Consider the following 13,739-nt stretch of genomic DNA (forward strand, 5'->3'; position numbering starts at 1 on the left):
GGAGAGTGCACCATGCCCGAGTTCCGCCGAGCGCCCGACTGGGACCAGCACGCCGACCGCGGCACGCGGTTGATCGACCCTGTGGTCACGGTCCGGCAGTTGTCCCGCTTCGGTTTCGCCCGTCGGCCGCTCACCCGCATCGACCACGCCCTGGTCTTCTCGGCCCAGGACGGCTCGTACGACACCTACCTCCCGCCGGTCCGGCCGACCCGGGCCGGGGCCGCCGCGAAACGGTACACCTCGGTGTACGAGGTCGACATGGGCGTCCATCCCCTGCGCGAGGAGATCGGCCTGCCGAGCGACGACGACGCCTTCGAGTTCGGCGTGGTTGTCGAACTGTCGTGGCAGGTCGTCGATCCCGCGCGGTTCGTGATGAGCAGGCACCGTGACGTACCACGGCTGCTGATCAGCGAGCTGGAACAGGCGGCCCGCCCTGTCACCCGCCGCTACGCCATCTCCCGAAGCGCGGACGCCGAGCAGGCACTGCTGCGGGAGGTGAGCACGCGGGGCGCGCTCGGCACCGGGGCCGGGCTCGCGGTGACCTGGACCGTACGGCTGCACGGGGACCAGGGCGCCATCGACCACGTGCGACGCATGAGGTCCATCGACCACACGGCCACCGAGCAGATCCACACCGAGCGGCGCGGCAGGGAGCACGATGCCGCGGTCGACCGGCGCAGCAGGGAGCAGGACGCGCTGCAGTGGAAGCGGGCGGCCGCCTTCGGCGAGGAGCAGCACGCGCTGACGTTGCGACGGCAGAAGTGGCAGCACGCGGAGGCGGTCGACCAGGCCCGTCGGCAGATGGAGCTCCAGCAGGTCAACGCGGAGAAGATCGCCTTCTACGAAAAGCACCTGGAACAGGGCGGGGTCCGAGCGTGGGCGCTCCATCTGGCCGACCATCCCGAAGATACCAAGCTGGTGGTGAACAGCCTGCGCCAGGACCAACTCCAGGCGATCAGAGCAAAATTGGCACTGGCCGGCGAACTTCTGAACGGTGACAGCGCAGAGAACCATGAGATGGAGACGCCGAAGAAGATGGCGTTCCAGGCGGTCATCGACGTATTGGACCAATATCTGCCCGGAGTCACGGCGCAGAGCTCGGCCGCAGGTCGGCTGACTGTGTCGATGCCGGAGGACGCGCCACATGCGGAAGCGGGCATGCGGGGTGTATCCCGGCCGAACGCCGACCGAACCGACGGCACGGACATGGACACCTGGGACATGCACCGGCTCGACGCGACACCGATCCGCAAGACCGAACCGGAGGAGGTCTCTCTTTCGAGCGCCTTCCCCGGCTGGCGCCCGCCGCCGGGCTATGGCAGCACTCCCCTGAGTCCGACGGACACGGCCACGCGATCACCAGGTGCGCAGGATGTGCGCGAATCAGTAGACGGCACCGGTGTGTCCAAGGCCAGGGCGGCGGCTTCCTCTCCCCTCCCCCGGCCGTCGGCCCCCGCCCCCGTCCCCGCCCTGGACACGAAGCCGGATGCCGCCGGAGCGGCGGACCTGAGCGGAGCGGCCGACGCGCGGCCAGCGGACACTCCCGCGGCTGCGAACGCGCCCAGGCCCATGGACGTGGCCGGAACGCCGGACCAGGAGGACAGCGCATGACCGGCATCCCGCCGACCGGGAGCGCCGACGCCGGTACGCGACTCCTCCTCGATCTGCGGTCCGAGATCGCACGGGCCGACAGCAAAGCGTCCGTGCTCGTCGCCGCGCTCGGCATGACCGCGGGCGTGATCAGCGGATGGCTGGCGGGCAGCGAGTGGCGCCCGAGCGCGCTCTCCGGCCCCGGCTCGGCCCTGTGGTGGACAGGCATCGGCGGGTTGGCGATGGCGCTGCTCTCCCTGCTGATGGCCGTGCTCCCCCGCTACCGCGGCAGTACCTGGGCCCCCGGGGCCCCGCTCACCTACTTCGCGGACATCCACCGCGCAGCCCGCCAGAACCGGTTGGCGGAAGCACTCGACGCCACCGACAGCGCCCCGGCCGCCGGGCACGTCACGGCCCTGACCGAAACCAGCCGGATCGCCGTACGCAAGCACCAGTGGATACGGGTGGGGCTGCTCGCCTACTCCGTGGGCGCCGTCCTGCTCCCCGCCTCGCTGCTCCTCGGCTGACGCTCTCACGCAAAGGATGACCATGTCCCGACCCGTACCTGAGCCCCAGGACCCGGGCGACGGTCCCGTATCGGCAGCTCGCGGTCATGGGCCGTTGCCGCCCAAGGGCGTCCCGGCCCATGGCCCGGACCCGCACCCGACCGCCACCCCACCCCCCGCACCCGATGACCTGGTCTACACGCACGGGCCGGGCCGGCGCGTGTACTACACCGCGCACCAGCGGCGCGTGGACGTCACCGCGCTCGGACGCCTGGCACTGGCACTGCCCGCCTTCCTGGTGAGCGCGCTGGTGGTACTGCTCGTGAGCGCCGTCCTGGAAGGCTGCCTCGGGCTCCCGTTCTGGATACCGGCCTTGCTCTGGCCGGCATCCGGCGCCCTGGTCTTCCACCGGCCCACGGAGGACCTCCTCGCCCGCTACCTGCTCAGGCTCCGGCGCCCGATGCCCCAGGAAACCGCGCGGCTGCAACCCGTCTGGCGGGAGGTGACGGCCATCGCCGGGGTCGACGGAGCGCTGTTTCAGCTCTGGATCGAGGAAAGCGACGAACTCAACGCCTACGCCGCCGCGGGTCACATTGTGGCCGTCACGCGGTTCGCACTGGAACGGCTGCCCAGCGGCCAGCTGGCCGCCGTACTCGCCCATGAACTCGGTCACCACACCGGCGGTCACGCGTGGTCGTCCCTGCTGGTCCACTGGTACGGGCTACCGGGCCGGGCGACCTGGTACGCCCTCCGCGCGATGGCACGCGCCCTCGTCACACCGGCCAGATGTGCCGTCTACCTGACCGTCGGCGCTCTCCTCCTGGCGCTCGGCGGGCTCGCTTCCACTGCCACCGCGGTCCTGTACGGGTTGCCGCTGCTCCTCGTGTTGCCGTATCTGTCGGCAGCGGTGGGACGCCGTGCGGAGCTGCGTGCCGACCGCCACGCCGCCGCGCTCGGATTCGCGCCGAAGCTGGCCGAGGTGCTCCAGACCATGCACACGAACGAGGTCCGGGCACGGCAGGAGGCGCTCGCCGCCGTGGGAAAACGTAAGGAACGCGAGTCGATGCCCGCACGGCTGCTCTCCACCCACCCCGACCCCCCGACCCGGCTGCACCATCTGCGGCACTACCTGTAGCCACGGCCACCGGTACGGCACATCGGAACACGCCGAAGGGCGGCCACCCCGTACGCAACGGGGTGGCCGCCCTTCGGAACAACTACTTACTGGTTGTACGGACCGTAGTCGTAGTCCTCCAGCGGAACGGCCTGGCCGGAGCCCGTGCCGAACGGCGAGTAGTCGATGTCGTCGTAGCCGACGGCCGAGTACATCGCGGCCTTGGCCTCCTCGGTCGGCTCGACCCGGATGTTGCGGTAGCGGGACAGGCCCGTACCGGCCGGGATGAGCTTACCGATGATGACGTTCTCCTTGAGGCCGATGAGGCTGTCGGACTTGGCGTTGATCGCCGCGTCCGTCAGCACTCGGGTCGTCTCCTGGAAGGAGGCGGCCGACAGCCAGGACTCCGTCGCCAGCGAGGCCTTGGTGATACCCATCAGCTGCGGACGGCCGGAGGCGGGGTGTCCGCCCTCGGTGACCACACGACGGTTCTCGGTCTCGAACTTCGAGCGCTCGACGAGCTCGCCCGGCAGCAGCTCCGCGTCGCCGGACTCGATGATCGTCACACGGCGCAGCATCTGCCGGATGATGATCTCGATGTGCTTGTCGTGGATCGACACACCCTGCGAGTTGTAGACCTTCTGGACCTCGCCGACCAGGTGGACCTGGACCGCGCGCTGACCGAGGATCCGCAGCACGTCGTGCGGGTTGGTGGCACCCACGGTGAGCTTCTGGCCCACCTCGACGTGGTCGCCCTCGCCCACCAGCAGACGGGCACGCTTCGAGATCGGGAACGCCGTCTCGTCGCTGCCGTCGTCCGGGGTGACGACGAGCTTCTTGGTCTTCTCGGTCTCCTCGATACGGACGCGGCCTGCCGCCTCCGAGATCGGGGCGACACCCTTGGGCGTACGGGCTTCGAAGAGCTCGACGACTCGGGGCAGACCCTGGGTGATGTCGTCACCGGCCACACCACCGGTGTGGAAGGTACGCATCGTCAGCTGGGTACCGGGCTCACCGATGGACTGGGCGGCGATGATGCCGACCGCCTCACCGATGTCGACCAGCTTGCCGGTGGCGAGCGAACGTCCGTAGCAGAAGGCACAGGTGCCGACCGCGGACTCACAGGTCAGGACCGAACGGGTCTTGACCTCCTCGACGCCGGCGGCCACCAGGGCGTCGATCAGGACGTCACCGAGGTCGACGTTGGCAGGCGCGATGACCTTGCCGTCGACGACGACGTCCTCGGCGAGCATGCGGGCGTAGACCGAGGTCTCGACGTCCTCCGTCTTGCGGAGCACACCGTCCGCGCCCTTGACGGCGATCTTCAGCTTGAGGCCGCGGTCGGTGCCGCAGTCCTCCTCGCGGATGATCACGTCCTGCGAGACGTCCACCAGACGACGGGTCAGGTAACCCGAGTCGGCGGTACGCAGGGCGGTGTCGGCCAGACCCTTACGGGCACCGTGCGTGGAGATGAAGTACTCCAGAACGGTGAGACCCTCACGGAAGGACGCCTTGATCGGACGCGGGATCGTCTCGTTCTTGGCGTTGGACACCAGACCACGCATACCGGCGATCTGACGCATCTGCATCATGTTTCCTCGGGCACCCGAGTCAACCATCATGAAGATGGGGTTCGTCTTGGGGAAGTTCGCGTTCATCGCCTCGGCAACCTCGTTGGTCGCCTTGGTCCAGATCGCGATGAGTTCCTGCGTGCGCTCGTCCTTGGTGATCAGACCGCGCTCGTACTGCTTCTGGACCTTCTCGTCCTGGGCCTCGTAGCCGGCGACGATCGCCTTCTTGGCCTCGGGGACCACGACGTCGGAGATGGCCACGGTGACACCGGAACGGGTCGCCCAGAAGAAGCCCGCCGCCTTCAGGTTGTCGAGCGTCGCCGCCACGATGACCTTGGGGTAGCGCTCGGCGAGGTCGTTGACGATCTCGGAGAGCTGCTTCTTGCCGACGGAGTAGTCGACGAACGGGTAGTCCTCGGGCAGCAGCTCGTTGAAGAGCGCGCGGCCCAGGGACGTACGCAGCCGGAACGTGTCGCCCTGCTGGTACTCCGGCTCGCCCTCCTCGGCGACCGGCGGCACCCAGCCACGCGGCGGGATGGTACCCACCGGGAAGCGGATGTCGACCTTCGCCTGGAGCGACAGCTCGCGGGCGTCGAAGGCCATGATCGCCTCGGCCGTGGAACCGAAGGCACGGCCCTGTCCGACGACCTTGCGCTCCTCCTCGTCCGTGGTGAGGAAGAACAGGCCCAGCACCATGTCCTGGGTCGGCATGGTGACGGGACGACCGTCGGCCGGCTTCAGGATGTTGTTCGAGGACAGCATCAGGATGCGGGCCTCGGCCTGCGCCTCCGCGGAGAGCGGCAGGTGCACGGCCATCTGGTCACCGTCGAAGTCCGCGTTGAACGCGGTGCAGACGAGCGGGTGGATCTGGATGGCCTTGCCCTCGACCAGCTGCGGCTCGAAGGCCTGGATGCCGAGGCGGTGCAGGGTCGGTGCACGGTTCAGCAGCACCGGGTGCTCGGCGATGACCTCTTCGAGGACGTCGTACACCACGGTGCGACCGCGCTCGACCATGCGCTTGGCCGACTTGATGTTCTGCGCGTGGTTCAGGTCCACCAGGCGCTTCATCACGAACGGCTTGAAGAGCTCCAGCGCCATGGCCTTGGGCAGACCGCACTGGTGCAGCTTGAGCTGCGGGCCGACGACGATCACGGAACGCGCGGAGTAGTCCACACGCTTGCCGAGAAGGTTCTGACGGAAACGGCCCTGCTTGCCCTTCAGCATGTCGCTGAGGGACTTGAGCGGACGGTTGCCGGGACCGGTGACCGGGCGACCGCGGCGGCCGTTGTCGAACAGCGCGTCGACGGCCTCCTGCAGCATCCGCTTCTCGTTGTTCACGATGATCTCGGGGGCACCGAGGTCGAGAAGACGCTTGAGGCGGTTGTTGCGGTTGATCACACGGCGGTACAGGTCGTTCAGGTCGGAGGTCGCGAAGCGGCCACCGTCCAGCTGCACCATCGGACGCAGGTCCGGCGGGATGACCGGCACGCAGTCGAGCACCATGCCCTTGGGCTTGTTGCTGGTCTGCAGGAACGCGGAGACGACCTTGAGGCGCTTGAGCGCACGGGTCTTCTTCTGGCCCTTGCCGGTACGGATGATCTCGCGGAGGCGCTCGGCCTCCTCGTCGAGGTCGAAGGACTCCAGGCGCTTCTGCAGAGCGGCGGCGCCCATGCAGCCGTCGAAGTACGTGCCGAAGCGGTCACGCAGCTCGCGGTAGAGCAGCTCGTCGCCCTCAAGGTCCTGGACCTTGAGGTTCTTGAAGCGGCTCCACACCTCGTCGAGGCGGTCGATCTCGCGCTGCGCGCGGTCGCGCAGCTGCTTCATCTCACGCTCGGCGCCTTCGCGCACCTTGCGGCGCACGTCGGCCTTGGCGCCCTCGGCCTCCAGCTCGGCCAGGTCGGTCTCAAGCTTCTTGGCGCGGGCTTCCAGGTCGGCGTCGCGACGGTTCTCGATCTGCTGACGCTCGACGGAGACGTGCGCCTCCAGCGAGGGCAGGTCGCGCGTGCGGCGCTCGTCGTCCACGAACGTGATCATGTACGCGGCGAAGTAGATGACCTTTTCCAGGTCCTTCGGCGCGAGGTCCAGCAGGTAGCCGAGGCGCGACGGGACGCCCTTGAAGTACCAGATGTGGGTGACGGGAGCGGCGAGCTCAATGTGGCCCATGCGCTCACGGCGCACCTTGGCGCGCGTGACCTCGACGCCACAGCGCTCACAGATGATGCCCTTGAAGCGCACACGCTTGTACTTGCCGCAGTAGCACTCCCAGTCCCGGGTCGGACCGAAGATCTTCTCGCAGAAGAGTCCGTCCTTTTCGGGCTTGAGCGTGCGGTAGTTGATGGTCTCCGGCTTCTTCACTTCGCCGTGGGACCAGGTCCGGATGTCGTCCGCGGTGGCAAGGCCGATCCGCAGCTCGTCGAAGAAGTTGACGTCGAGCACTTGTCGTCAATCCCTCTTTCGGGGGTTCGAGCCCCCTCGCGTCACGCGAGAAATCGGGGCACTTCAGCAATGGTCTGAACGGGTCCGGGGAGAGCCGGCCGGATCACGGGGATCCGGCCGGCCAACCCGTCAGACCTCTTCGACGCTGCTCGGCTCGCGCCGGGACAGGTCGATACCGAGCTCCTCCGCCGCGCGGAAGACGTCCTCGTCCGTGTCGCGCATCTCGATGGACATGCCGTCCGAGGACAGCACCTCCACGTTGAGGCAGAGCGACTGCATTTCCTTGATGAGCACCTTGAAGGACTCGGGAATGCCGGGCTCGGGGATGTTCTCGCCCTTGACGATCGCCTCGTAGACCTTCACGCGGCCGGTGACGTCGTCGGACTTGATCGTCAGCAGTTCCTGGAGGGCGTATGCGGCGCCGTAAGCCTCAAGGGCCCACACCTCCATCTCACCGAAGCGCTGCCCACCGAACTGCGCCTTACCACCCAGCGGCTGCTGCGTGATCATGGAGTACGGGCCGGTCGAGCGCGCGTGGAGCTTGTCGTCGACCAGGTGGTGCAGCTTGAGGATGTACATGTACCCGACCGAGACCGGCTCCGGGAACGGCTCGCCGGAGCGGCCGTCGAAGAGCTGGGCCTTGCCGGAGGGCTGCACCAGCCGGTCGCCGTCGCGGTTCGGGATCGTGGCCCCGAAGAGACCGGAGATCTCGTCCTCGCGCGCGCCGTCGAAGACGGGCGTGGCGACGTTGGTGCCGGGGGCGACCTGGTCGGCGCCGATGGCCTGCAGGCGCTTGGCCCACTCGTCACCGAGGCCGGAGACGTCCCAGCCGCGGCTGGCGAGCCAGCCGAGGTGGATCTCCAGGACCTGTCCCGGGTTCATTCGGGACGGGACACCCAGCGGGTTGAGGATGATGTCGACCGGGGTGCCGTCCTCCAGGAACGGCATGTCCTCGATCGGGAGGATCTTCGAGATGACGCCCTTGTTGCCGTGACGGCCGGCGAGCTTGTCACCGTCGGTGATCTTGCGCTTCTGCGCGACGTAGACGCGGACCAGCTGGTTCACGCCCGGCGGCAGCTCGTCGCCCTCTTCGCGGTCGAAGACGCGGACGCCGATGACCTTGCCGATCTCACCGTGCGGCACCTTCAGCGAGGTGTCGCGCACCTCGCGCGCCTTCTCACCGAAGATCGCGCGGAGCAGACGCTCCTCGGGGGTCAGCTCGGTCTCGCCCTTGGGCGTCACCTTGCCGACGAGGATGTCACCGGCGACGACCTCGGCACCGATACGGATGATGCCGCGCTCGTCGAGGTCGGCGAGGACCTCTTCGGAGACGTTCGGGATGTCCCGGGTGATCTCCTCCGGGCCGAGCTTGGTGTCACGGGCGTCGACCTCGTGCTCCTCGATGTGGATCGAGGAGAGGACGTCGTCCTGCACGAGGCGCTGCGACAGGATGATCGCGTCCTCGTAGTTGTGACCCTCCCACGGCATGAACGCCACGAGCAGGTTCTTGCCGAGGGCCATCTCACCGTTCTCGGTGGCCGGACCGTCGGCGAGGACCTGGTCGGCGACGACCCGGTCGCCCTCGGAGACGACAACCTTCTGGTTGACCGAGGTGCCCTGGTTGGAGCGCGTGAACTTGGCGATGCGGTACGTGGTGTACGTGCCGTCGTCGTTGGTCACGGTGATGTAGTCCGCGGAGACCTCCTGGACCACACCGTCCTTCTCGGCCTTCAGCACGTCACCGGCGTCGGTGGCGCAGCGGTACTCCATGCCGGTGCCGACGAGCGGGGCCTCCGACTTGATCAGCGGCACCGCCTGGCGCATCATGTTCGCGCCCATGAGGGCACGGTTGGCGTCGTCGTGCTCCAGGAAGGGGATCATCGCGGTGGCGACGGACACCATCTGGCGCGGCGAGACGTCCATGAAGTCGACGTCGTCACCGGGGACGTAGTCGACCTCGCCGCCACGGCGGCGGACCAGCACGCGGGACTCGGCGAACCGGAGCTCGTCGGTCAGCGGGGCGTTGGCCTGCGCGATGACGAAGCGGTCCTCCTCGTCAGCGGTCAGGTAGTCGACCTCGTCGGTGACCTGGCCGTCGACGACCTTGCGGTACGGCGTCTCGATGAAGCCGAACGCGTTGATCCGGCCGTACGAGGCCAGCGAACCGATCAGACCGATGTTCGGGCCTTCGGGCGTCTCGATCGGACACATGCGGCCGTAGTGCGACGGGTGCACGTCACGGACCTCGAAGCCGGCCCGCTCACGGGAGAGACCACCCGGGCCGAGGGCGTTGAGACGACGCTTGTGCGTCAGGCCCGACAGCGGGTTGTTCTGGTCCATGAACTGGGACAGCTGGCTGGTACCGAAGAACTCCTTGATGGAGGCGACGACCGGCCGGATGTTGATCAGGGTCTGCGGCGTGATCGCCTCGACGTCCTGAGTGGTCATGCGCTCGCGCACGACCCGCTCCATGCGGGCAAGACCCGTACGGACCTGGTTCTGGATCAGCTCACCGACGTTACGGATACGGCGGTTGCCGAAGTGGTCGATGTCGTCGGTCTCGACCATGATCGAACGGCCGGACTCGCCGGTCGTCTCGGTCTCACCGGCGTGCAGCTTCACCAGGTACTTGATGGTGGCGATGATGTCGTCGGTGGTGAGCACGCCGGCGTCCAGCGGCTCGTTCGCGCCGAGCTTCTTGTTCACCTTGTAGCGGCCGACCTTTGCCAGGTCGTAGCGCTTCGGGTTGAAGTAGAGGTTCTCCAGCAGCGTCTGCGCGGCCTCGCGCGTGGGCGGCTCGCCCGGACGCAGCTTGCGGTAGATGTCGAGCAGCGCGTCGTCCTGGCCCTGGGTGTGGTCCTTCTCCAGGGTGGCGCGCATGGACTCGTACTCGCCGAACTCCTCAAGGATCTGCTCGGTCGTCCAGCCGAGCGCCTTGAGCAGAACGGTCACGGACTGCTTGCGCTTGCGGTCGATGCGGACACCGACCATGTCGCGCTTGTCGATCTCCATCTCCAGCCAGGCACCCCGGGACGGGATGACCTTGGCGGAGAAGATGTCCTTGTCGGACGTCTTGTCGATGGAGGAGTCGAAGTAGACACCCGGCGAGCGGACCAGCTGCGACACGACGACACGCTCGGTGCCGTTGATGACGAAGGTGCCCTTGTTGGTCATGAGCGGGAAGTCGCCCATGAAGACCGTCTGGGACTTGATCTCGCCGGTCTCGTTGTTGGTGAACTCGGCCGTGACGAAGAGCGGGGCGGCGAACGTGAAGTCGCGCTCCTTGCACTCGTCGATCGAGTTCTTCGGGGGCTCGAAGCGGTGGTCGCGGAACGTAAGCGACATCGACCCGGAGAAGTCCTCGATCGGTGAAATCTCCTCGAAGATCTCCTCCAGGCCGGACTTGGTGGGGACGTCTTGTCCACTGTCCAGAGCAGCCTCGACGCGAGCCTTCCAGGCGGCATTGCCGAGGAGCCAGTCAAAGCTCTCGGTCTGCAGCGCGAGGAGGTTCGGAACCTCGAGGGGCTCCTTGATCTTTGCAAAAGAGATGCGCAGCGGGGCGGTGCTGGCACCGTTGTTCGTATTCGCGGTCGAGGCGTTGCGCGAGGCGGCCAAGAGGGGGTCCTTCCGAGGGCTCGGACTCACTACGCGCGTACCGGTCCCAAGTTGTACACGGAGACAGAAATCCCAGGTCAGAGACTTTCGGTCATCGGTGCTCAAGCGTGGGCATGCCCCTGGTGACGGGCAGGAGGCAGCTAACAGGCAGCGCAAAGGGACAGTGTAGCCAAACGGCACACTGATGTCCAGTCGGGGTTCTCAGAGACCCACGTTGCTCTCAACAGCTGTTCTCAACACCTATGACTAGCTCGTGCGCACGGTGCGCTCTTCTTTACTGCCCTCTTCGCCCACGATCCATGCCTCGGATTCGGATCGATGTGACGACGCGTCCTGAGAATTGCGCGCCGCGTGCGGTTCGTCAAGGCCCCCCTGCATGGACTGCGCCCTGCCGCCCTCACCCGGCTGCCTCCCGGCGCCCGGCCGCCGGCCTCTAGAGGCAACGGCGAAGATCACCATACTCGTCGCCACCGGAAGAGCAAGGCAGCCGCCGCAGGTACGCCGAAGGGCGACCACCCGTATGGGTGATCGCCCTTCGCGTTTTGACATCCGTACCGCACGGGACGGACGTCAGAAGGAGTCAGGAGACTCCCTGAGTCACTTGACCTCGACGGAAGCGCCGGCGGCCTTGAGGGACTCGGCAGCCTTCTCGGCGGCCTCCTTGGCGACCTTCTCGAGGACCGGCTTCGGGGTGCCGTCGACGAGGTCCTTGGCCTCCTTCAGGCCCAGCGAGGTCAGCTCACGCACGACCTTGATGACCTGGATCTTCTTCTCGCCGGCGCCGGTGAGGATGACGTCGAACTCGTCCTGCTCCTCGACGGCCTCAGCGGCGGCACCGGGGGCACCCGGGGCGGCAACGGCGACCGCGGCGGCGGCGGTGACGTCGAACTTCGTCTCGAAGGCCTTCACGAACTCGGAGAGCTCGATGAGGGTCATCTCTTCGAACTGCGCGAGCAGGTCGTCCTGGGACAGCTTCGCCATGATGGCGTCCTTCCACTAATTCGGCAGGTGCCGGAGTTACATGTAGGCGGGCGTACGTTCGGCCCGCTGCGACCGTCGCCCAGTCAGGCGACGATCATTGCGCGAGCCGAATTACTCGGCACCGCCCTGCTCGGCCTGCTTGGCACGAAGCGCCTCCGCGGTGCGGACGAACTTCGACGGGAGCGCCTGGAAGACCTGAGCAGCCTGAGTCTGCTTGCCCTTCATGGCGCCCGCCAGCTTGGCGAGCAGAACCTCGCGGGACTCGAGGTCCGCGAGCTTCTTGATCTCATCCGCGGTCAGCGCCTTACCATCAAGGACACCGCCCTTGATGATGAGGTTCGGGTTGTCCTTGGCGAAGTCACGAAGACCCTTCGCCGACTCCACCGGGTCACCGGTGACGAAGGCAACCGCCGTCGGGCCTGCGAACAGGTCGTCCAGCGCGTCGATCCCGGCCTCGTTGGCCGCAATCTTGGTCAGCGTGTTCTTCACCACGGCGTACTGGGCGTTCTCACCGAGCGAACGACGCAGCGTCTTGAGCTGCGCCACGGTGAGACCCCGGTACTCGGTCAGCACAGCGGCGTTCGAGCTGCGGAACTGGTCCGCGAGCTCGGCTACCGCGGCAGCCTTGTCGGGCCTTGCCATGAGCGTCGGCCTCCTTCCGGGTGATGAGGACCGCTCAGAAGGGGCCGGGAAAGACGAAACGCCCCGGCGCAGGCGCCAGGGCGTAGCTCGACCGGACAGAATCCGGGAGCTTTCCACAGTCACCTGCGCAGGTCGCCCGTACTCAACGGATCCTTCGGTCGCTGACCCTCTTGCGAGAGCACAGCAACGACCAGCGGTCTTTGGCTTCTGTAGGAGAGTACGCGACCGGTGTCGCGCCGAGCAAATCCGTCCCGACGCGGACACCGCACGGGCCCGTCCGGGGGATCAGGCGGCGTCGGCGGCCCCCACACCCTCCATCATCTCGGCCAGATCCATGGTCTCGGAGGCCGGCGGAGCCTTGACCGTGAGCGGCTTGTCGAAGTCCAGGAACGTGATGGTCAGGTCGAGCGGATCCTCGTCCGTGACGGCCCGGGTGCGCACCTGCTTGGTGCGGTCGCTGCCGTCGATCCACATGTCCATCGAGAGCTTCTCGACGCCCAGGTCCTCGTACCGCTTCAGCTCCTCCTCGCGCCGCTCGCGGGTCGCCGCGTCCTCGTCGGCGAGCGACGCCCGCATGGCCTCCAGGGGCACCGTGCCGATGTAGTGCGTGGTCTGTACGCCGTCGATCGTGGCCGTACCCACCTTCTTGAGGTCCTTGGAGGCACTCATCGAGAGGGAGTCCGCGGCGGGGTTGCGGTCGGCCTGGGCGGAGAGACCGCCCAGCGGGTCCTGACCCGTGGACTTCTTGAGCTCGGCCATGTCGAGCTTCAACCAGGTCTTGCCGTCCATCTCGGCAGCCGCTTCCGCGCCCCCGTTGATGTACATGGCGTCGCCGGTGAGCCGTATCTCGACCTCGCCGGTCTCCCCCGCGGAACCGCCCTTCATGTGCATCTGCATGGCCGGAGGCTTCAAGGACATCGCCGCGGTGCCGTCCACGGTCTGCCCCTGGACCTTGCCGCTCATGCGGTACGTGAACGACGTGATATTCCGGGTGTTCTCGGCGGCCTTCTCCACGGCTGCGGCAGGCGTCACCTCGACCGGCTTCTGCGCCGGCCGGGACGCGCCGGCGGCCGGCGCCGGGCTGTCCTTCTCCCCCGTGCACGCCGCCGTTCCGCACAGCAGCGCACCGGCCAGCACGGCCACAGCAGCCTTCCGGTAGCTCAAACTCATGATCCCCCCCATGGGATATGAAAATATTCGTCAAGTTCCTGTGACACTACCGCCCGGCTCGGACAACGCGCAGGCAATAAACATGGTCCACGCAACGACCCGGCCCCCGCACCT

The 13,739-nt window shown here is 67.3% G+C and carries 8 protein-coding genes; 3 read left to right on the forward strand and 5 right to left on the reverse strand.

From position 1 onward, the window contains the following. Positions 1 to 12 precede the first annotated feature (12 nt). Genes ACFVUT_RS18825 through ACFVUT_RS18835 form a run of 3 tightly spaced genes read left to right on the forward strand, consistent with a single transcriptional unit; the run spans position 13 to position 3,231 of the window. A complete protein-coding gene (locus tag ACFVUT_RS18825) occupies positions 13 to 1,611 on the forward strand; it encodes a hypothetical protein (protein ID WP_389656044.1) in 1,599 nt (532 codons plus the stop codon). Continuing rightward, the gene (locus ACFVUT_RS18830; RefSeq protein ID WP_389656047.1) at positions 1,608 to 2,117 is read left to right on the forward strand and encodes a Pycsar system effector family protein; all 510 of its coding nucleotides are present in this window, start codon (positions 1,608 to 1,610) and stop codon (positions 2,115 to 2,117) included. Before ACFVUT_RS18825 ends, ACFVUT_RS18830 begins: the two co-directional genes overlap by 4 nt. 22 nt (positions 2,118 to 2,139) lie before the next feature. Next, positions 2,140 to 3,231: a M48 family metalloprotease gene (locus ACFVUT_RS18835; protein ID WP_389656050.1), complete on the forward strand. Its 1,092-nt coding sequence runs from the start codon at positions 2,140 to 2,142 to the stop codon at positions 3,229 to 3,231. 86 nt (positions 3,232 to 3,317) lie between these two features. On the opposite strand, the gene ACFVUT_RS18840 is transcribed toward ACFVUT_RS18835, so the two are convergent. The 5 genes from ACFVUT_RS18840 to ACFVUT_RS18860 form a co-directional block, all read right to left on the reverse strand. Continuing rightward, on the reverse strand, positions 3,318 to 7,217 hold the full coding sequence (locus ACFVUT_RS18840; protein WP_389656053.1) for a DNA-directed RNA polymerase subunit beta': 3,900 nt from the start codon (positions 7,215 to 7,217) through the stop codon (positions 3,318 to 3,320). 129 nt (positions 7,218 to 7,346) lie between these two features. Then, entirely contained in the window at positions 7,347 to 10,832 is a 3,486-nt protein-coding gene (gene rpoB, locus ACFVUT_RS18845) for a DNA-directed RNA polymerase subunit beta (protein WP_389656056.1), read from the reverse strand. A 597-nt stretch (positions 10,833 to 11,429) separates the two neighbouring features. Beyond that, entirely contained in the window at positions 11,430 to 11,813 is a 384-nt protein-coding gene (gene rplL, locus ACFVUT_RS18850) for a 50S ribosomal protein L7/L12 (protein ID WP_389656059.1), read from the reverse strand. Positions 11,814 to 11,924: 111 nt separating this feature from the next. Next, a complete protein-coding gene (gene rplJ / locus ACFVUT_RS18855) occupies positions 11,925 to 12,455 on the reverse strand; it encodes a 50S ribosomal protein L10 (protein WP_389656062.1) in 531 nt (176 codons plus the stop codon). Between the two features lie 285 nt (positions 12,456 to 12,740). After that, positions 12,741 to 13,625, reverse strand: a complete 885-nt coding sequence (locus ACFVUT_RS18860) for a DUF1396 domain-containing protein (protein ID WP_389656065.1) — start codon at positions 13,623 to 13,625, stop codon at positions 12,741 to 12,743. Positions 13,626 to 13,739: the final 114 nt, after the last annotated feature.

Source organism: Streptomyces sp. NPDC058051 (assembly GCF_042885475.1).
Lineage (GTDB): Bacteria > Actinomycetota > Actinomycetes > Streptomycetales > Streptomycetaceae > Streptomyces.